Source organism: Sulfurimonas sp. HSL3-1 (assembly GCF_039645995.1).
Lineage (GTDB): Bacteria > Campylobacterota > Campylobacteria > Campylobacterales > Sulfurimonadaceae > Thiomicrolovo > Thiomicrolovo diazotrophicus.
In genome coordinates this window covers 1,648,010-1,667,060 of sequence record NZ_CP147920.1, presented here as the reverse complement: position 1 = coordinate 1,667,060, position 19,051 = coordinate 1,648,010, and the positions used below count along the sequence as shown (strand labels likewise).

At 58.2% G+C, this 19,051-nt stretch carries 13 protein-coding genes; 7 read left to right on the top strand and 6 right to left on the bottom strand.

Annotated features, from left to right (window positions below; translation table 11 throughout):
* Window positions 1–18: 18 nt before the first annotated feature.
* From WCY31_RS08640 to WCY31_RS08625, 4 genes are all read right to left on the bottom strand, one after another.
* The gene (locus WCY31_RS08640; RefSeq protein WP_345972066.1) at window positions 19–1,575 is read right to left on the bottom strand and encodes a SagB/ThcOx family dehydrogenase; all 1,557 of its coding nucleotides are present in this window, start codon (window positions 1,573–1,575) and stop codon (window positions 19–21) included.
* Between the two features lie 135 nt (window positions 1,576–1,710).
* Window positions 1,711–4,053 (bottom strand): putative bifunctional diguanylate cyclase/phosphodiesterase, encoded by a 2,343-nt coding sequence (locus tag WCY31_RS08635; protein WP_345972065.1) that lies wholly within the window; start codon window positions 4,051–4,053, stop codon window positions 1,711–1,713.
* Between the two features lie 110 nt (window positions 4,054–4,163).
* The gene (locus tag WCY31_RS08630) at window positions 4,164–6,137 is read right to left on the bottom strand and encodes a hypothetical protein (RefSeq protein ID WP_345972064.1); all 1,974 of its coding nucleotides are present in this window, start codon (window positions 6,135–6,137) and stop codon (window positions 4,164–4,166) included.
* 68 nt (window positions 6,138–6,205) lie between these two features.
* A complete protein-coding gene (locus tag WCY31_RS08625) occupies window positions 6,206–6,595 on the bottom strand; it encodes a hypothetical protein (protein WP_345969398.1) in 390 nt (129 codons plus the stop codon).
* 215 nt (window positions 6,596–6,810) lie between these two features.
* Between WCY31_RS08625 and grpE the strand changes: the two genes are divergently transcribed.
* Window positions 6,811–7,368 carry a nucleotide exchange factor GrpE gene (gene grpE, locus WCY31_RS08620; RefSeq protein ID WP_345969397.1) on the top strand — a complete coding sequence of 186 codons (558 nt, stop codon included), beginning with the start codon at window positions 6,811–6,813 and terminating at the stop codon, window positions 7,366–7,368.
* 20 nt (window positions 7,369–7,388) lie between these two features.
* Window positions 7,389–9,269: a molecular chaperone DnaK gene (gene dnaK / locus WCY31_RS08615; protein ID WP_345969396.1), complete on the top strand. Its 1,881-nt coding sequence runs from the start codon at window positions 7,389–7,391 to the stop codon at window positions 9,267–9,269.
* 86 nt (window positions 9,270–9,355) lie between these two features.
* On the opposite strand, the gene WCY31_RS08610 is transcribed toward dnaK, so the two are convergent.
* The gene (locus tag WCY31_RS08610; RefSeq protein WP_345969395.1) at window positions 9,356–10,564 is read right to left on the bottom strand and encodes an MFS transporter; all 1,209 of its coding nucleotides are present in this window, start codon (window positions 10,562–10,564) and stop codon (window positions 9,356–9,358) included.
* Window positions 10,565–10,647: 83 nt separating this feature from the next.
* Between WCY31_RS08610 and WCY31_RS08605 the strand changes: the two genes are divergently transcribed.
* The 3 genes from WCY31_RS08605 to WCY31_RS08595 all read left to right on the top strand — a co-directional run bounded on the left by WCY31_RS08605 (window position 10,648) and on the right by WCY31_RS08595 (window position 12,955).
* Window positions 10,648–11,913, top strand: coding sequence for a glutamate-5-semialdehyde dehydrogenase (locus tag WCY31_RS08605; RefSeq protein ID WP_345972063.1), 1,266 nt, complete (start codon window positions 10,648–10,650; stop codon window positions 11,911–11,913).
* Window positions 11,913–12,482 carry an ATP-binding cassette domain-containing protein gene (locus WCY31_RS08600; protein WP_345972061.1) on the top strand — a complete coding sequence of 190 codons (570 nt, stop codon included), beginning with the start codon at window positions 11,913–11,915 and terminating at the stop codon, window positions 12,480–12,482. The genes WCY31_RS08605 and WCY31_RS08600 overlap by 1 nt, the downstream gene beginning before the upstream one ends.
* A 101-nt stretch (window positions 12,483–12,583) precedes the next feature.
* A complete protein-coding gene (locus tag WCY31_RS08595; protein WP_345972060.1) occupies window positions 12,584–12,955 on the top strand; it encodes a response regulator in 372 nt (123 codons plus the stop codon).
* A 69-nt stretch (window positions 12,956–13,024) separates the two neighbouring features.
* On the opposite strand, the gene WCY31_RS08590 is transcribed toward WCY31_RS08595, so the two are convergent.
* A complete protein-coding gene (locus tag WCY31_RS08590) occupies window positions 13,025–15,085 on the bottom strand; it encodes a hybrid sensor histidine kinase/response regulator (RefSeq protein WP_345972059.1) in 2,061 nt (686 codons plus the stop codon).
* A 160-nt stretch (window positions 15,086–15,245) separates the two neighbouring features.
* Here WCY31_RS08590 and WCY31_RS08585 point away from each other — a divergent pair, with 160 nt between their 5' ends.
* A complete protein-coding gene (locus WCY31_RS08585) occupies window positions 15,246–18,401 on the top strand; it encodes an FIST N-terminal domain-containing protein (RefSeq protein WP_345972058.1) in 3,156 nt (1,051 codons plus the stop codon).
* 126 nt (window positions 18,402–18,527) lie between these two features.
* Window positions 18,528–19,046, top strand: a complete 519-nt coding sequence (locus tag WCY31_RS08580) for a PAS domain-containing protein (RefSeq protein ID WP_345969390.1) — start codon at window positions 18,528–18,530, stop codon at window positions 19,044–19,046.
* Window positions 19,047–19,051 lie beyond the last annotated feature (5 nt).

Below are 19,051 nucleotides of genomic sequence, written 5' to 3'. Positions count from 1 at the left end.
AGCCGGGATAATAGTGCGCTATCGTCTGCTGTAGGGGAGTTTTGTCTGCAGGCGGAGGTCGGGAATGGCGTAGCCGATGGCCAGGTGGTAGAGGCTCTGGAAATCGTTCCCCTCCAGCCCCAGCAACCGGTGCATGACATCGTCGAGGAAACAGCCGATGCCCGTGGCGCTGAGCCCCTGCGACGTCGCTTCGAGGTAGAGCTGCTGGCCTATGGCGCCGCACTCCCAGTAGAGGCTTTTGTAGCGTCCCGGCCCGAAGCGCTCAATCTGGGGGGCGAATTCGCAGAGCATGCCGAGCGAGAAGGCGCCGTCGGATGCGATCTCCTGGCTGCAGGAGATGAATTTGGCCTGGGCGCGGAAGTCACCCGCTTCAAGCAGATAGAGGTGCTCCCCGGCCGGCCGGAAGAGAAAGTCGCCCCGCATGCTCGTTTTAAAGGATTCCAGGTAGCTGTCGTTCAGGAGGTAAAGGTACAGACCCGGCTCCAGGGTCTCGACGTCATGGACGAAAAGGATGAGGGAGGCAGCAGGTGTGAAACCGTCAACAGCGTTCCGTGCCGCCTGCATCAGCCGGGTGAACGATTCGAAGTCGATATGGGTACGGCCGAAATCCATGGCGCGGGCACTGCGGCGGGTAAGGATGACCTCTTCGGCAGCGGTGCCGCAGTTGCTGCTGAAAGGCGGGTGTGCCGTGTCGGTCGGGAGGTTCACCGCAGCGGATGTGGCCCGCTCAACAAGGGTGATCGCCTCCCAGGGGTGCTGGGAGGGGCTGAGACGGTTCGCCGTCCCCGCATAGGCTGTGCGGCATTGGGCGAGCAGGGGGATAAGGTCGGGCGTTACGACGTCTTTTTCCGGCGTAATGAGCAGCAGGGCATCGGCGATCTCCTCCTCGTTCGGCTGGAAGCGGGCAGGCTGATCCAGCCCCAGCAATGTGTCGAGGGTGTCTGCCTCGAAGGCGTCAAAGAGGCGGGCGTGCCAGCCGTTAAGGCGCGCGGATATCTGGGCGGCGCGCAGGGCGTGGCCGGCGTCGAGCTGGGTGTAGCGGAAGGCGCGCTCGCCGTACTTCCACGCCTCGCGCCAGACGATGGAGGTGAGGCCCATCAGAAAGGAGCCCTCCGGGAGTCCCGACCAGACGTCCGTATCGAAGGCATGAAGGAGCTCCAGACTGTGGGTCAGCGGCGCGTAGTGCGCAACGACGCTTTGGGTGCTGACGCCCTCAATCGGGGGGAGGATAACGTAGCCTTCGGTGGGATGGAGGTTGCCGCTGGAGGCGTTGCAGCGCAACGTCCAGCAGTCGCTGCCGATGCATTTGACGGCCGCAAGTCCCAGGCTGTAGCGCAGTAGAACGGAGAGGGTCTCCAGGGTGAGCGGTTCGGAGGGGAGTGGCTCAAAAAGGGCGGCGTAGGTCGGTTCGGGTCCCGGGGAGGGGAGGGGAAGGACGACTCCCTTTGCCCCGTCGAAGCGGCGGTAGGGATCGGGCTGCGTTGCCCAGTCCATATAGCCCAGCGACGCCGCATAGCGGTTGGGGTGGTGCTTGGTACGGTCATGGTATTCGAAAACGGTTTCAAGGGTATGCATGCGGTGATTGTTCCTAAACTCTTTTGAAGGGGTGCTTGCACACGGTGTGCGGCAAAAATAATTAAGCACTGTCACCGAATGGATGCATTTTCCATTCATCCGGGCACAGCGGTGATGACGGCCGGGGGCGCTGTATTACTTTGCGCTTGTCGATTGCTCGGGCAGGCGTTTTTCTTCGATGGATTGCCGGGTACTGATTTTGGTGCTGATCAGCGCTTCAAGTTTTTTGACCGGCAGGGCCTTTTCGCACAGGAAGCCCTGGTAGTAGTCGCAGCCGAGTTCTTTGAGCATGCTCAGCTCCTCATCTGTTTCGACCCCCTCGGCAACGACGGTCAGGTCCATGCTTTTGGCGATGGCGATGATGGTTTTGACGATCATCAGGGAATTCTCGTTGTGCTTCAGATCGGTGATGAAAGAGCGGTCGATCTTGATCACGCTGACGGGGAGGTGCTTGAGGTAGGAAAGCGAGGAGTAGCCCGTACCGAAATCGTCCAGCGCGACGCGTACACCGAAGGCCTCAAGCGCTTTGACTTTGTCGATGGCGCCGCGGGAGTTGTCGACCATGGCGCTTTCGGTCAGTTCAAGTTCGATCATCTCGGGGGCGATCTCGTAACTGGTGACAAGGGCCCGGAGGTAGTCGACGAAATCGGGCTGGTTAAACTGGTGGGAACTGACATTGACGGAGACGCGTTCGATGGCGTTGGCCGCACCCGTCTGCTGCCACTGCTTGATCTGTTTGATACTCTCCTCCAGCACCCATTCGCCGATTTTCACGATGAGTCCGCTCTCCTCGGCGTAGGGGATGAACGCCTCCGGCATGATCAGTCCCTTGTCGGGGTGGTTCCAGCGGATAAGTGCTTCGACCTGAGCGATCTTGTCGCTGTCGATGGCCACCTTCGGCTGGTAGTAGAGTTCGAACTCTTTCTCGTCCAAGGCGGTGCGAAGCTCTTTTTCCATTTGGAAGAGTTCATGCTGGGAGGTTTCAAAAGATTCATGGTAGAGCTCGGCATGCTGCCGACCGGTCCGTTTGGCCTGGAACATGGCGATATCGGCACGTTTGATGATGGCGTCGGGGAGCATCCCCTCTTCGCCGCGGAAGACATTGATACCGATACTCGCGGAGAGCGAAATGGACTCCCCGTCGATGCCAAAGATCCCGTTGATCGCGTCAATCAGCCCCAGGGCGATCTCCATCGCCTCCTGGGCCGCTGCGGTATAGTCATCCGAGAGGGTATTGAGGAGAATCAGAAACTCGTCCCCCCCGACCCGTGCGACGGTGTCTTCGGATCGAAGCTGTTTGAGCAGCCGCTGACTGACCTGGTAGAGCACCTGGTCGCCGATATAGTGGCCGTAATCATCGTTGATATGTTTGAAATGGTCCAGGTCAATAAAGAGCACGGCGCAGTGAAAAAGATGGCGTCTGCTCTGTTCAATGGAGAGTTTGATCCGGTCGGTGACGAGACTGCGGTTGGGCAGTTTGGTCAGCGGGTCGTAGAAGCTGTTCTGCTTGATCAACTCCTGGGCCTCTTTCTCCATCGTCAGGTCCTTGACAAAACAGATGGCGCCCTGGTGCAGCCGTTTTTTATCGATGACGGGCACGGTGGAGAGCTCGATATAGAGGGAGTTTTCCGAGAAAGTCGAGTAGAAAGGCCCCTCGTAGCGTCCCTGACCGTCTTCCAGTGCCTGATTCAGTGCCGGCAGGATGCGTTTGTCCATGAGGGTGCCGAGGTCGTACCCTATGAGGGGATCACGCGATGTCAGTCGAAATGTTTTGAGCAGCTGGTTGTTAAGGTCGGTGATATGCAGACTGCTGTCATAATAAAAGATCCCGACGGGGGCGTTGTCGAGGAGGGAGATGAGGCGCCCCTGCGTATTTTCGAGGGCGGACATGGCCTGGGTCAGCGCGAACTTGCTGTAGATGGCATTGTCGATGACGGAGCCGAAATGTTTGGCACTGAAGATGAGCAGGATCCCCAGGGCACTGACAATGTAGGCGATAGTTTGGTAGAGCGGGTCTTCCATCCACGCCAGGCGGACGATAATGGGTGCGAAGGAGAGCAGGGCGTAAGCGACGACCAGCTCCCAGGAGGCGGAGATGATGCCCAGCGCGGTGGCGGTCAGGCCGAGAATGAACAAGACGACGACCATCTGGTAAAGGATCTCGTGCGGGGGAAAGAGCAGTACGGCGGTGCTGCCCCAAAGCCCCCCGCCGATAAGCACGTAGGTGTAGTAGCGGTGCAGCCAAAGGGTGCTTTGGGGTCTGAGCTCCTCTTCGGAGCTGTTGCTGTAGAGCAGGTAATGGTAAAAGCGGAAGAGCAGGACGATGACCGAGACGCTGATCCAGACTGCCAGGGCAATGTTGTCGACGTAGTGCCACATGAAGACACTGAAAAGAAGGACGCTGAAAAAGTGGATGAGAAGAATGACCGGAACAGTACTGTAGAGGTACTTCAGTTTGTCAAAGTCGAATTGGCGCATTGTTGCTTATTCCCCAGAAAAACTTTCCTCACAGCTTTTTATGCTGTGATTGGATGTTAAGAGTCCCTATCATAGCATAAAAGTCCCCATACCAGGGAAAAAAGAGCGGTTTACTTGAAAAGAGAATCAAATAGTTGCTGAACCTGTTTACCGGCCTCTTGTTCGATGAGTTTCCCCGCGTCGACGGTGACGCCGGGGCGGGACATTTTCCCCCTGAGGCGGAAAGGGATAACGGCACCGGAGGCTTCGAGTTTGATGTCGGCCCGGACGGTTTCCTTCGCGGTATCGATCTTCGCGTGTTTGGTCTGCAGGGCGGCGCGGTCGGAACGCAGCTGCACATCCGCATCGATCATTGTATCGTCGAGGCGGGCGAGGGTCGTGCCGTCGAAGCGCTCTTTATAGAGATCGACACTGGTGTATTGGCGCAGCAGATCGAAGACGTTGTTGCGGGAGAAGGCTCCTTCGGTCAGCTTGCCTTTGAGTTCACCCTGTTTATTGTCAAGCCGGTAGTCGAGCGCTCCGTCGAAGCGGGCATCGAAGGTTTCGGGCTGGACGAGCATGTGCAGCGCCGCTTTCGTACTGATCTGTTTGAAATCCGCATGAAGCGCCTGCCCCTTCAGCGTTGTGGCGATCGCCCCCTTCAAGAGGCTGCTGTTCGCATGAAGCAGCAGGGCATCATCGTAGGTGAGATCGCCCGAGATCTTTGCGCTTCCGCGCAGCGGGCGTTCGGCCAGGGCGGAGAGCCTGCTCAGGTCGGGGATGTCTGCCGTGTACTCCGCCGTCATGCGGCTTTGCTTGACGTTGTACTGCAGCGTGTCGGAGCGCAGGGTGAAGAGGTCGGAGACGAAATCTGCTGCCGCAGCGACGCTCTCCCCGTTGAGGCGGCTTTGGGTTTTGAGCGTGAAGGTACTTGCGGGGAAGGGGCGCCCGAGCAGCTTGGAGAGGGCATCGGTTTTCGCGCTCCCTTTTGCCATATTTACGTCAATTGTTCCTTTGAGCGCCTCCGGGTCCAGGCTTGGCAGCACCGCATGCCCGGAGACGTCGGCATCGGCAATACGGGGATAACCGAGCATATTCAGCAGCCGTGCCAGACGGAGGTGCTGGACGGTGACGTCGGCGGAAACAGGAGCGTAGGCTTTGAGGACGGCTTTGAGAGCGCCTTTGCCCCCGGCGAGCTCCCCCGAAGCCGTGGCGTCGAGATACTCCCGGTCGCCTTTGAGCTGCCCCGCAAGCGCGATGGGTCCGTGGAGCGTCTGTCCCGTCAGCCCCTGCAGGAGTGCGAGTTCTTTGATCGAAAAAGCGTAGCGGATGTCCATCCCTCCGTTTTGCGGCGTCAGTGTCCCGTCAGAAGTGAGGTGCCCCAGGGCGGAGTCGGTTTTGACAGTGTAGGTGACGGTGTCCGTTTTCAGCCGTGCCTGCAGAGAAGCGTTCAGGGCCGCATCGGGCAGGTTGAGGCCGTAGGTGCTGCTGATCAGCGCACGGTCAAGTGTCCCCTGCGCCAGGACGGCATCGACCGTCCCGTCGAGTGCGGCGGGGTCTATGGAGTGCAGGAGGATCTCCGCATCGATGCTCCCGGAGGCCAGCGGTGCCTGGCCGGCGAGGGCCAGCAGCTGCTCCAGTCGGGCATGGCGGATCGTGGCGGTGAGGGCCCCCGGGTTGAAATCAGTCAGGGTCAGGTGGTAGGCGGTGTCACTCCCGGCGGCATCGGTGTGCCCGTCAATCTCAAGCAGCGGCAGGTTGCCTTTGACCGTTCCTTCGGTCTGCAGGCTCCCCTGCATGTTCTGCGCGCTCAGCGACGCAAGGTCCGCCAGGTCGGCGCGGTAGCGGGCGGCGAGTGATCGGTCGAAGAGCGAATACTCCCCGTCCGCCTCGATACGGCCGGCGTTCCCCAGTAGGATGACGATGCTGAAACGGCGGAAACCGAGGTCGAAAGTTTGAACATCGGCGGATAGGGGCAGGGTTTCATTGAGTTTTTGCTGCACGATACCGGCAATGATCCGGTTGCCCGGCGGGGTAAAGGGGAGTATGAGCACGATGGCGATAAGCGAAAGCAGGGCGATGAGCGTCAGGGTGATGCGTTTCATATCGGTTCTTTTCATCCAAAGGTCTAAAGCTATTATAGCGCTGCATACATTTGCCAGTCGACGGTCGGCTATTCGGTGTAGGTGGAGAAAGCGCCCTCGACGCTTAATGCGCTCTTGTAGCGCGTCGGGGTGAGGCGGACGGTTTTCGTTTTCAGGTCGCAAATGGCCAGACGGTAGTTGGAACCCATGAACGGTTCGACGATACAGACGATCGTGTTGCCGACCTGCCGTGTCGCATGGATGGTACCCTGGAGAGTGTGAAAGAAGTACTTGGGGTAGCTCAGCGGCGTGATTTCGACGATGTCGACGCTTGTCCTGCGGTCAAACGTCTGGGCAATGAGCTCCGCATCCTCGTAGCTTTCAAACTGGACGCACCAGTCGTCGAACTCTTTGTTGAAGTGCTTCAGATCCTCATCCAGAAAACCTCCCGCCGGCGATTGCAAAGCAAAAATACTCATGTAAACGGCCTTTAAAAGCGGGATCTTTTTAGGATGGAATTGTACCATTTCCCCTGCTGCAGGGCTCTGAAGGGTGTCAATAGGGGGGAAGGATTTTACTTTAGTCATATTGACTCAACTATATTGATCTAAATATTACAATCAGTACTTGACATAGATAGACTCATGTAGTATAATTTGGTCAGATTTCAACTGAAAGGAGTCTGACAGTCGCTATGTCTCAGGAAGAAAACAAGCCTAATAATGAAGAAACTTTGCCCAATGATGAAGAAATGATTGAGGAGATGGTTTCAGAAGAGGCGGAAGAGGTCGGTTCGGACCTTGAACGTGTCCAAATGGAACTGGATCAGCTCAAAGATAAGTATACAAGGGTCCACGCGGACTTTGACAATATTAAAAAGCGTCTGGAGCGCGAAAAGTACCAGGCACTTGAATACGCCCAGGAGAAGTTCGCGAAGGACCTGATCCCGGTTGTCGACTCGCTGGAGATGGCCGTCAAGGCCGCCGATGCCGAAGGGATGGAAGCCGCCGAGCTTCTGGCCAAGGTGAAAGAGGGTGTCGAACTGACGATGAAGCAGTTCCTCAGCGCCCTGGAAAAACACGGCATTACGGCAGTAGGCGAAGAGGAACCCTTCGATCCGAACGTACACCACGCGGTACAGCAGGTGGACAGCCCGGAACACGAGAGCGGGGAAATCGTCAGTACCTTCCAGAAAGGGTACAAATATAAAGAGCGGACATTGCGCGACGCAATGGTCGTGATTGCAAACTAATTAAAAGAGAGGAACGACACATGAGTAAAGTAATCGGTATTGACCTTGGTACAACCAACTCCGCGGTAGCGGTCTTTGAAGGCGGCGAAGCGAAAATCATCCCGAACAAAGAGGGTAAGAACACGACGCCTTCCGTCGTTGCCTTTACGGACAAGGGCGAAGTCCTCGTCGGTGACCCGGCAAAACGCCAGGCGATCACAAACCCGGAGAAGACGATCTACTCCGTCAAGCGTATCATGGGTCTCATGATGAACGAAGAGAAGGCCAAAGAGGCGCACGACAAAGTCACCTACAAGATCGTCGACAAAAACGGTATGGCAGCAGTCGACGTCGCCGGCAAAGTCTATACGCCGCAGGAGATCTCCGCGAAGATCCTGACCAAACTGAAAGAGGATGCGGAAGCGTATCTCGGCACGCCTGTGACCGACGCGGTCATTACGGTTCCGGCCTACTTCAACGACGCCCAGCGTAAAGCGACGAAGGAAGCGGGAACGATCGCGGGCCTGAACGTCCTGCGTATCATCAACGAACCGACGGCCTCCGCACTGGCATACGGTCTGGATAAAAAAGGCGAAGAGAACGTTCTCGTCTACGACCTGGGGGGCGGTACCTTCGACGTCACGACCCTCGAGATCGCGGAAGGGACTTTCGAGGTTCTCTCCACTGACGGTAACGCCTTCCTTGGCGGCGACGACTTCGACAACCGTATCGTCGATTTCCTCGCCGGCGAGTTCAAGTCCGAGAACGGCATCGACCTCAAAGCGGACAAGATGGCGCTTCAGCGCCTCAAAGATGCGGCGGAAGCGGCGAAGAAAGAGCTCTCTTCCGCTTCGGAGACGGAGATCAACCTGCCGTTCATCACGGCGGACGCGACGGGACCGAAACACCTCGTCGTCAAACTGACCCGTGCGAAGTTCGAAGGGATGATCGACGACCTGATCAAAGAGACGATGACGCACATCAACGTCGCGCTCAAAGATGCGGACCTCGACAAAGGTGAGATCAAAGAGGTCATCATGGTCGGCGGTTCCATCCGTGTCCCGCTGGCACAGCAGAAGGTCTCCGAGTACTTCGGCGGCAAAGAGCTGAACAAATCGGTCAACCCGGACGAAGTCGTCGCCCTCGGTGCGGCGATCCAGGGCGGGGTCCTGCGCGGTGACGTCAAAGACGTCCTGCTGCTTGACGTTACACCGCTTAGCCTCGGTATCGAGACCCTCGGTGGCGTCGCGACCAAGGTCATCGAAAAAGGCACGACGATCCCGGTCAAGAAGTCCCAGGTCTTCTCCACGGCCGAAGACAACCAGCCGGCGGTCTCCATCCACGTCGTCCAGGGTGAGCGTGAGTTCGCCAAGGACAACAAGTCTCTCGGGATGTTCGAACTGACCGAGATCCCGGCGGCACCGCGCGGCGTTCCGCAGATCGAAGTCACCTTCGATATCGACGCCAACGGTATCCTGACGGTCTCCGCGGCCGACAAAGGTACGGGCAAACGCCAGGAGATCAAGATCACCGGTTCGTCAGGACTCTCCGAAGAGGAGATCAACAAGATGGTCCAGGACGCCGAGTCGCATAAAGCCGAAGACGAGAAGCGCAAAGAGCTTGTCGACCTGCGCAACCAGGCGGACGCGATGATCGCCCAGACGGAAAAAGCGATGAAAGAGGCGGGCGAGAACATCGACGCCGGCGACAAAGCCAACATCGAGAGCGCGATTGCCGCCCTCAAAGAGACGCTCAAGGACGAAAACGCGACCAAAGAGCAGATCGAAGAGAAGCTCAAAACGCTGACGGAAGCAAGCCATAAACTGGCCGAGCAGATGTACAAGCAGGAGCAGGGCGGTGCCGCGGCCTCCGAAGGCGCCAAGAAAGCCGACGACGACGTTATCGACGCCGAGATCGAATAAAACCCGGGGCCTTCGGGCTCCGCTTCAGTACTCCTCCTTTTTTCTCCATGACACTATGGCTTCCGTGATCAGCGCGGGAGCCCTGTTTACACTCCCGGTTCTTCCAGCGCGAAACGGCGGGCAATCCAGCCGAAATAGAGCGCCGAAACAATAAAAGCGACTCCGAGCAGCGCCATGACGCTCTGCAGTCCCATCCCCCACTCCACCAGGACGCCGATCAGGAACGAGACGGCAGAGACCGTCAGCAGGAAGATCATGTCGTTATAGGCGATGACACGTCCGTAGTAGGCTTCGTCGGTGTTGCGCTGCAGCAGGGTATAGGTAAAGGACCAGATGACGGTCGTACTGAGGCCCACAAGGATAGAGGCTGCCAGCGAGAGATAGAAATGGGGTAGCAGGGCCGCCCAGAGGAAGATGGCAGCGGCCTGCAGCAGCAGAAGCAGGGGCAGCCTTTTGATGCTGATCCAGCGCCCCAGCAGCAGCGGACCGCCGACCAGCCCCAGGGCCCGGAACGCATGGGTAAGCCCGATGGCCAGCGGTGCGGCGATCGCCGGAAGGTAGTAGGCCTCCGCGGCGAGCGGGACCAGGCCGTCAAAGGCGGTAAAGCCGACGAAGGCGTGCAGGAAGATCAGGTGCAGGGTCAGGGGGTTGCGCTTTAGGTAGCCGACGCTCTGCGAGAGCAGCGCCAGATAGCGATCCGTATCGCGCGTTTTGTGCGGGGGGAAAACGGCGGGCAGGAGCAGCGCAAACGCGACGGCGAAGAGGGCGGCGTCGGCGAGGAAGGCGGTCTTGACGCCGAGGTAGTAGACGGCGATGCCGCTCAGCGCCATCCCGACGGTATAGGAGACAGACCAGATGATCGAATGGATCTCGTTGGCGTGTTTGAGCGCCGACGCCTTCAAAAAGCGCGGCAGCAGCGCCATCTCCAGCGTAAAATAGAAACTGGAGGCTCCCATGCGCACAAAGACCAGCACGAAGAGCAGCCAGAGTTGCGCCGCGTCATCGACCAGCACCAGCGGCAGGGTCGTGACGATCTCGACAAGCAGCAGTGCCAGCATCAGCCGCTTCGGGGCGATCTTGTCGATCAGCGCGCCGGAAAAGGGGGCCTGCAGGACCCCGGGCAGAAAATGCAGCGCCGCGACGGTGGCGACAACGAGGGGGGAGGCACCGAGCTTCAGCAGCAGGGTAAAGATGGCGACGTTGCTGAACCAGGCCCCGAAATAGGCGATGAGCTGGATCGAGGAGATGCGCCGCAGCAGCGGTTCGTTTTTCAACAGGGCGATGTAGTGTTTCACGCGGGGTTGCTCCGGGGAAGATTGACGGAAGAATGGTAGCGTAATCGCGGCCGAAGCGCGCCGTACAGCCGTGCTTTGGTATAATGGCCGCAAAACAGAGGGGAAAGCGAGACAATATGAATGCATTTTTGGAAGAAGCGAAAGCGGCGAGCCGGGAGCTGATGCTGCTCAGCGGCGCGGAGAAAAACCGCCTGTTGCGGGAGATGGCGGGGGCGATGCGTTCCGCGACGATGGACATCATCGAAGCCAACGCGCTGGATATGAAAGCGGCGGAGGAGAACAACCTGAGCAGCGCCCTCAAAGACCGCCTGCTGCTCGACGAGAAGCGCATCGATGCCATGGCGACGGCCGTCGAGGAGATCGCGGCGCTCAAAGACCCCGTCGGCCGGGTCATCGACGGCTGGGTCACCGACGACGGGCTTAAGATCGAAAAGGTGAGCATCCCCATCGGCGTCATCGGCATCATCTACGAATCGCGCCCCAACGTCACCTCCGACACGGCGGCACTCTGTTTCAAAAGTAACAACGTCTGTGTACTCAAAGGGGGCAAGGAGGCGGAGCACTCCAACGCCGCCATCGCCAAGGTGCTGCGCGCCACGTTGAAACGCAACGATCTGCCCGAGGCGCTTATTTCCCTGCTGCCGGATGCATCGCGCGAAGGGGTGGCGAAGCTGATCAAGATGGACAAGTACGTCGACCTGATCGTCCCCCGGGGCGGCGAAGGGCTTATCCGCTACGTCAGCGAAAACGCGACCGTGCCGGTCGTCAAGCACGACAAGGGGCAGTGCCACACCTACATCGACAAAGACGCCGATATGGAGAAGGCGGTGAAGATCGCCGTCAACGCCAAAGTGGACCGTCCCGGCGTCTGCAACGCGATGGAGACCCTCCTCGTCGACAGAGCCATTGCGGCCGAAGCGCTGCCGAAGCTCAAAGAGGCGTTTGACGCGGCGCATACGGAGCTCAAAGGGTGCGGCGACACCCGCGCGATCATTGACGTCGCCGAAGCGACGGAGGCGGATTTCGATACGGAGTACCTGGCGAACATTCTCAACATCCGCACAGTCGACGGTGTCGACGGGGCCGTAGCGCACATCGTCCGGTTCGGTTCGGGCCACTCCGAGGCGATCATTACGGAGAGTTACACGACGGCGGAGTATTTTCTCAACGCCGTCGACGCGGCGGCGGTCTACGTCAACGCCTCGACCCGCTTCACCGACGGGGGGGCCTTCGGCTTCGGTGCCGAGGTCGGCATCTCCACGAACAAGCTGCACGCACGCGGTCCGATGGGGATCGAGGGGCTGACGACCTACAAGTTCAAGATCTACGGCAACGGCCAGATACGCTGATGCAGGTATTGTCGATCGAGGGGCTCTCCTTCGGCTATACGCATGAGCGGGCACTCTATGACGACTTTTCCCTGACGCTCGCAGCGGGAGAGATCAAAGCGATCGTCGGGCCCAGCGGGGCGGGCAAGAGCACCCTTTTCGAACTCATTCTCGGCAACCTCCGCCCCCGCTCCGGCACGATCGAGGCCCTGCCGGCCTCCATGGTCTTCCAGGACCCCTACAGCTCTTTCCACCCCACCTACACGGTGCTCAACCAGATCAGGGACGTGGCGGATACGGCGGGGATGGCGCGCTACCTGGACGATATGGGGCTGGACGAGGCGCTTTTGCACAAGCTCCCCCACGAACTCTCCGGGGGCCAGCTGCAGCGCGCTTCCATTCTGCGCGCGCTGCTGATGAAACCGAAGCTGCTGCTGCTTGACGAGCCGACGTCCGCCCTGGACAACGTCATCCAGCTCGATGTGATGCAGCTGCTGCTGCGCCACCTGGGCGAGGTTGGAATGCTCCTGATCACCCACGAGATCGATCTGGCCAACTGGTGCGCCGACGAGATCGTCGAAATCAGCTGAGGGGCTCGCGCCGCCCGGCTCCCTCCCTCTTGTACGAAAATACCTACAGAAAAGAAGCGGCCGCTTAGCTACAATGCCTCAAAAACTACAAGGCATGCACAATGAGCAAACGTATTTTGATCGTGGATGACATCGGTTTTATCGTCGAATTCGAATCGAAAGTCATTGATGCCCTCTCCAAAGAGGTGAGTCAGAAAATCCTGATCGATTCGGCGAACTCCGTCCGCGAAGCGCTTTCAAAGATCGCGCAGAATGACTATGATGCCATGGTGGTGGATATGAACCTGCCCGACGGATCGGGAATAGAGATCGCGAAGGCGGCACAGGAAAAAAACGCGCAGACACGCATTGCCGCCCTGACGATCTACCCCCAGAAGTTCGAGCCGGACCACACCTTTTTTGATGTCTTTTTCAAAAAACCGATTCTGCCGGCGACGTACAAAGAGAATATCCGCCGACTGCTCCAGGTATAGAAACGAACCTTCATCTCCCTGGCATGGCCGTACCGGTGCGTTGACGAGACGCCGCGATGTTCGGACCGGTTAATCCCTGGGGGTCAATGCCGCTTTGAGCATCCGTTTGATCTCTTTTTTGTTGAAGGGCTTTCCGACATAGGCGTCGAAGTGGGGATTGTCCGATGCGGCCGCCTTGGGGTCCCCCGAAATAGAGACGACGTACGCGGGCGGAAGGCTGTGCTGTTTTTCGATGGCCCGCAGCTCCCGGACGACGTCGTTGCCCGAAATCTTCGGCATATGGTTGTCGAGAAGAAGCAGGGAATAGGGCTGGTCGTCGAGGATGCCTCTGGCGAGCAGGTCGATAGCGCTTTGCCCGTCCTGGGCCGTTTCGATCATGCAGAACTCCTCTTCGAGAATCGCCTTGATCAGTTCGATGTTGATGCGGTCGTCATCGGCGACAAGGACTTTGGGAACGCTGCGGCTTGAAAGCATGGCGTGGAGCGTACTGGCATAGTAGCCGTACTGGGAGATGACATCCACCCCCGGGATTGTTTGCGTTTTCGCCATGGAGAGGAAACGCTCTTCCATCACCGTCAGGGGGAGGTTCTTCTCTTTGGCGTACGCGTGCACCTGCTCGTTGTAGCTGCTTTGGAAAGCGATGAGGTGCGTGGCGTCGGAAGGGGCCTGGACGACGGAGCGGATTGCGATAATACTGGATTTCGGCAGGCCCATGCGCAGCAGGTAGCGCATGATGTTCTTACTCGTCGGCAGGTTGGTTTCGTCCATGAGAATAGCGATCTTGCAGCCCGGGTTGTTGACCGGAGCAAAGCTGGGCGCCGTATTGGCGGTCTGCAGCGGAAGGGTGAAAAAGAAGCAACTCCCTTTGTCCACTTCGCTTTCCAGCTCCAGTTTTCCGCCGAGATCGTGGACGTACTGGGCGCTGATGGCGAGTCCGAGTCCGGTGCCGCCGAATGTTGCGGCCGTCTCATCCGTTGCCTGCTCAAAGGCTCTAAAGATCGCCTGCTGGTTCTCCTCGGCGATCCCAATGCCCGTATCGGTTACCGCGATCTTTATGGTGCCCCCGTCCGGTTCATACACGACGGCAAGCTCCACGGAGCGCCCGGTCGGGGTGAATTTGTAGGCGTTCCCGATCAGGTTGATAATGACCCGCTTGAGCTTGGCGGCATCGACGGTGATCTCCTTGGGCAGCGCCGGGTCGATATAGACAAGGTAAGCGAGGGCCTTGTCCGACATATTCGCCGAGAAGATATTGGTGATATCGGCGAAGAACTTCGCCGGCGTGATCCGCAGCGGCTTGGAGAGCGTCCGTTCGCGCTGCGTCGAAACACGGTCGAGGATGGAGGTGGTCAGTTCGTTGATGAAGCGGGCGCTCTCCTTGGCATTGCGGACGTACTGCAGCAGCCGGCCATTGTCGACCTGACCTTCGAGCAGTTCCAGGAAGCCGAACAGTGCATTGGCCGGGGTCCGGATGTCGTGTACCGTGTTGGCCAGGAACATGAGGGTTTCGTCGGAAGTGGCCGGTGCCGGCTGGGCCTGTTCGTTCGCCTCGATCTGCCGGCTGATCGCGTTGGAGCTCTCTTTCAGACGGTCGCTGAGATAGATTTCGGGCGCTTCTTCCGTCTGTTTTTCCGGGAACATACGATAGATGACGTTGAGGAGAAAAGGGGCGATCGCTTCAAGCATCTCCATGTCATTTTCGTCAAAGTTCTGTTTGTGGCGGACCGAAGAGTAGGCCGTGACGATGCCCAGCAGCCGTTCGTTGTCGATCAGCGGCAGGATGATTTTGGATTTCATCCTGATCTCATCGGGGTTGTCCGTTTCCGGACAGTACTCTTTTTCGCTGGCGAGATAGTTGTAGATCCCTCCGGTGAGGGTGAGGAAGCTTTTGGCCAGCACGCCGCGCTGGTCGAGCATGGAGATCTCGCAGACCTGGTCCTCTCCGCGGGCGCGTTTGAGGGAAGCTTCCATCTCGTCAAATACCCAGAGCGAAGCGAACTCGGAATCCAGGAGCGTCGTGACAAGCATTTCGGCTGCCGCGTTGATCTGCCGGTTGTCCCCGGCGGCATCGATCTTGCGCGTCGTATCCTGGAGCATCGCCTTGAGTTCGCTGCTGTTGAATTTTTGCATCGGTATCCCCTCCCAATCTGCGCGGAGGGGCAGAGCCCTCCGGAAGCTTTAAGACGGATTATAGTTAAAACGGTAGAGGAAAAACTGTAGGAAAATGCCTACACTTCGTGATACAATTGAGACAATACATAAAAAGACACATTGAGAAACAGCACGATAGATGATACAGTTTAACCATATTTATAGTGACAAAGAGGGGCTCGAAAAAGCCTTGGCGGAGACGGGTGTCGGTTTCGATCAGAAGACGGTACTTGTTCAGATGTTCTCTTCCCTGCAGGAGCGGGACGCCGTAGCTGCGATTGCGTCAGAGGTGCTTTCCCTGCTGCCCGATGCCACGCTGATCGGTGCCTCCAGCGCGGGGGAGATCGTCGGCGGCGTGATGACGGAAGCGCAGACGGTCCTGGGGATCTCCGTGTTTGAGAAGAGCGGGATCCGGTCCGTTTCGGAGGTCGATACGGCGTCGTATGCGCTTGGAAAGCGGATGGGGGAAGCGCTCTGCCGGGAGGATGCGCGCTGTATCATCTGTTTCGCCGACGGGATCCGCCACAGCGGCGATTTCCTCGAAGCCCTGCGTGCCGCCAACTGCGACAATATTCCGATTGCCGGCGGTATGGCCGGCGATCTGTTCCGGTTTGAGAGTACCTTTACCATCCATCAGGACAAGGTTTTTGAAGGCGGGGCCGTCGGCGTGGCGCTGAGCGGGGAGGCGCTGGAGGTTTTTCAGGATTTCAACCTCGGGTGGCGCCCCGTCGGCAAAGAGATGACGATCACCCGCGCCAGCAAGAACAGGGTCTATACCATTGACGGCAAGGCAACAAAAGAGCTCTACGGGGAGGTGCTGGGGGAGGCCATCGTCCGGGAGCTCCCCGCGTCAGCGATCGGCTTCCCCCTGATCAAGCGCAGCGGCGGTATTCCGGTCGCGCGTTCCATGATCGGAGCGTTCGAGGACGGGAGCGTCCTTTTCGCCGGCAATCTGAAAGAGGGGGAGCGCGTGCAGTTCGGCATCGGCAGTGCCGATCTTGTCAACAGCTACATCCCCGGGGATGCCATCCCCCGCGAAGAGCAGGCGCTTCAGGCCGCCTTCGTCTACTCCTGTTCGGCCCGAAAGCAGTTCCTCGACAAGCAGCTTGAAGTCGCACTGGACAAAATCGATGCCTTCGCCCCCTCGAGCGGATTTTTTACCTACGGCGAGTTCTATACCTCCGCATCTGGGGCGGAGCTGCTCAATATCACCTCGACGATCCTCTTCCTGCGCGAAATCGGGACAGAGAGCAAACGTTTCAACACTCCCCTTGGCGGGCGGAAACGGCAGCGGGCCGTCAATGCCAGCGAAGAGGGGGTGTTCCATCTTATCGACTATAATACGAAGGCCCTGGAGGAGCAGTCGCGGTCGCTGGCCAAGGCCGAAAGGCAGCTCAAAGAGCATATTGACGGCATCAACGACGTTCTGATCGTTTCCAAGACGGACCCTAACGGCATCATCACTTACGTCAACCCGAACTTTGAACGTATCAGCGGCTACACGCGCGGAGAACTGATCGGGCAGTCGCATAACATCGTCCGCAGTCCGAAGACCCCCGATTCGCTCTTTGTAGAGATGTGGCAGACGATTACTTCCGGTCAGATCTGGCACGGCAGTTTCGCAAACCGCCGGAAAGACGGAAGCGACTATTACGTCAAAAGTTCCATTATCCCCCTGCATGACGAGAAGAACAGGATTGTAGAATTCTTTGCGATCCGCGAAGATATTACCGACCTGATCGAGACGCAGCTGGCCTACAAGCGCGAGCATACCTTCACGCAGAAACTGCTCAACAACGACGAGAACATCATCCTTATTATCCGCAACGGGATGACGGAGAAGGTGAATCAGGCTTTTTTCAGGCTCTTTCCCTTCAAAGATCTCGACGACCTGCGGCGCTCCAAGCGCTGCATCAATTCGCTCTTTATTCCCAAAGAGGGGTTCCTCAGCGCCGGGGGCGTCGCGCACCCGTGGTATCAGAAGCTTCTGGATGAACCGAACCGGATCCACAAGGTCCTGATGGAGGACAAAGAGGGGGTCGTCCACACTTTTTCCGCCCGGGCAAGGCAGGTGACCTTTGAAAACGATCAGTACATCTTCTGCTCATTCAACGACGTGACCGAACTCGAAGAAGCGCGCGTGCAGGCGGAGACGGCGGAAGAGGCCCAGGCAACCTTCCTGGCGAACATGTCCCATGAGATCCGTACGCCGATGAACGGGATCCTCGGCTTTACGGGCATGCTGAAGAAGAGCGGATTGAACGCGCAGCAGCTGGAGTATCTGGAGATCATCGAACGCTCCTCTGCGACCCTGCTCGATATCATCAACGACGTGCTCGATTTTTCAAAAATTCAGAGTCACCATATGGTCATCGAGAGCATCCCGGTCGACCTCTATTCGGAGCTCAGCATTGCCTTCTCGTTGATGCAGCCTGTGGCCCGCAAGAAGCGGTTGAACTACTCCAGCCATTTCGATCCGGCCATGCACGAGATCATCCTGGGGGACCCGACCCGTCTGAAACAGATCATCATCAATCTGCTCTCCAACGCCATCAAGTTCACCCCTTCGTCCGGTGAAGTCAAGCTGCGTACCGAGGTCCTCGAGACCCACCCCGGGGACGGCCAGTGGGTGCGTTTCGTCATTGAAGACAACGGGATCGGCATCCAGAAGGAGAAGCAGGACCGCATCTTCAGCGCCTTTACGCAGGCGAACGAATCAACGACGCGGGAGTTCGGTGGCACCGGTCTGGGGCTCTCCATCAGCGCTTCGCTGGTCGAGGCCATGGGAGGAGAACTCAAGCTCTACAGCAAAGAGGGGAAAGGAACGGTGTTCTACTTCGACCTTCTGCTGACGCCTTATGATACCGCTGCGACGGCCATGGCACGGACGGAAGAGGCCCCGCCTGAAGAGGAAACCGCCGAAGCGGCGATCAACAGCGACATGAGAGTGCTGGTCGCCGAAGACCTGGAGATGAACCGTCTGCTGGTCCAGCTGCTCCTCTCCAATTACGGCATTGACGCGGTCTTTGTCGAAAACGGCCGGGAGGTCCTCGAGAAGTTGGAAGCCGCTACGTTCGATCTGATCCTGATGGATGTCAACATGCCGGTCCTGAACGGACTCGATGCGACACGCCGGATTCGGGAGGAACTCGGCAGCAGTGTCCCCATTATCGCGTTGACGGCGAATGCGATGGAGGGCGACAGGGAAAAGTTCATGCAGAGCGGTATGAACGGCTACCTGACCAAACCGCTGGAGGAGAAATCGCTCGAAGCGGTGCTGCGGCAATACTCCTGACTCCCTGCCGGGACCCTTCGCACCGGCAAAAATACTCCCCTGCTCAAGTGTAGGATATTCCCTACATATCCCGACCGTGCCTTTCCGTTAAGATTGCTCCGTGAAAATTAATATGGGAGCCAGACAATGGAAAGACCGACACCTACTGACGTTGAACATGAAGTGACCGACGTGGATATGATCGTCTCGAAAGCCGATGCCGACGGGAACATCACCTATACCAATCCGATTTTTATGAAAGTTTCCGGGTACACGCAAGGAGATCTGCTGGACCAGCCGCACTCCATCCTGCGCCACCCCGACATGCCCAAGGTGATCTTCAAGTACCTGTGGGAGAACATCAAAGCCGGCAAGGAGGTCTATGCCTTCGTCAAGAACCTCTGCAAAGACGGGGGGTACTACCTGGTGCTCGCCCAGATTCGTATGGCCAAGAACCCGGACGGCTCTTTCAGAAACTACGTCTCCACACGCCGCCGGATGACGCAGAAGGCCCGTGATGTCATCCTCCCGCTCTATGCGAAGCTCCTCGAGATCGAAAAGAGCGAAGGGGTTGAGGCTTCCGAGAAAGCGCTGATGGATTTTCTCGCGGAAAACGGCCAGAGTGCGGATACATTCAACGACTTCATGCAGTCGCTGAACAAATAAGAGAA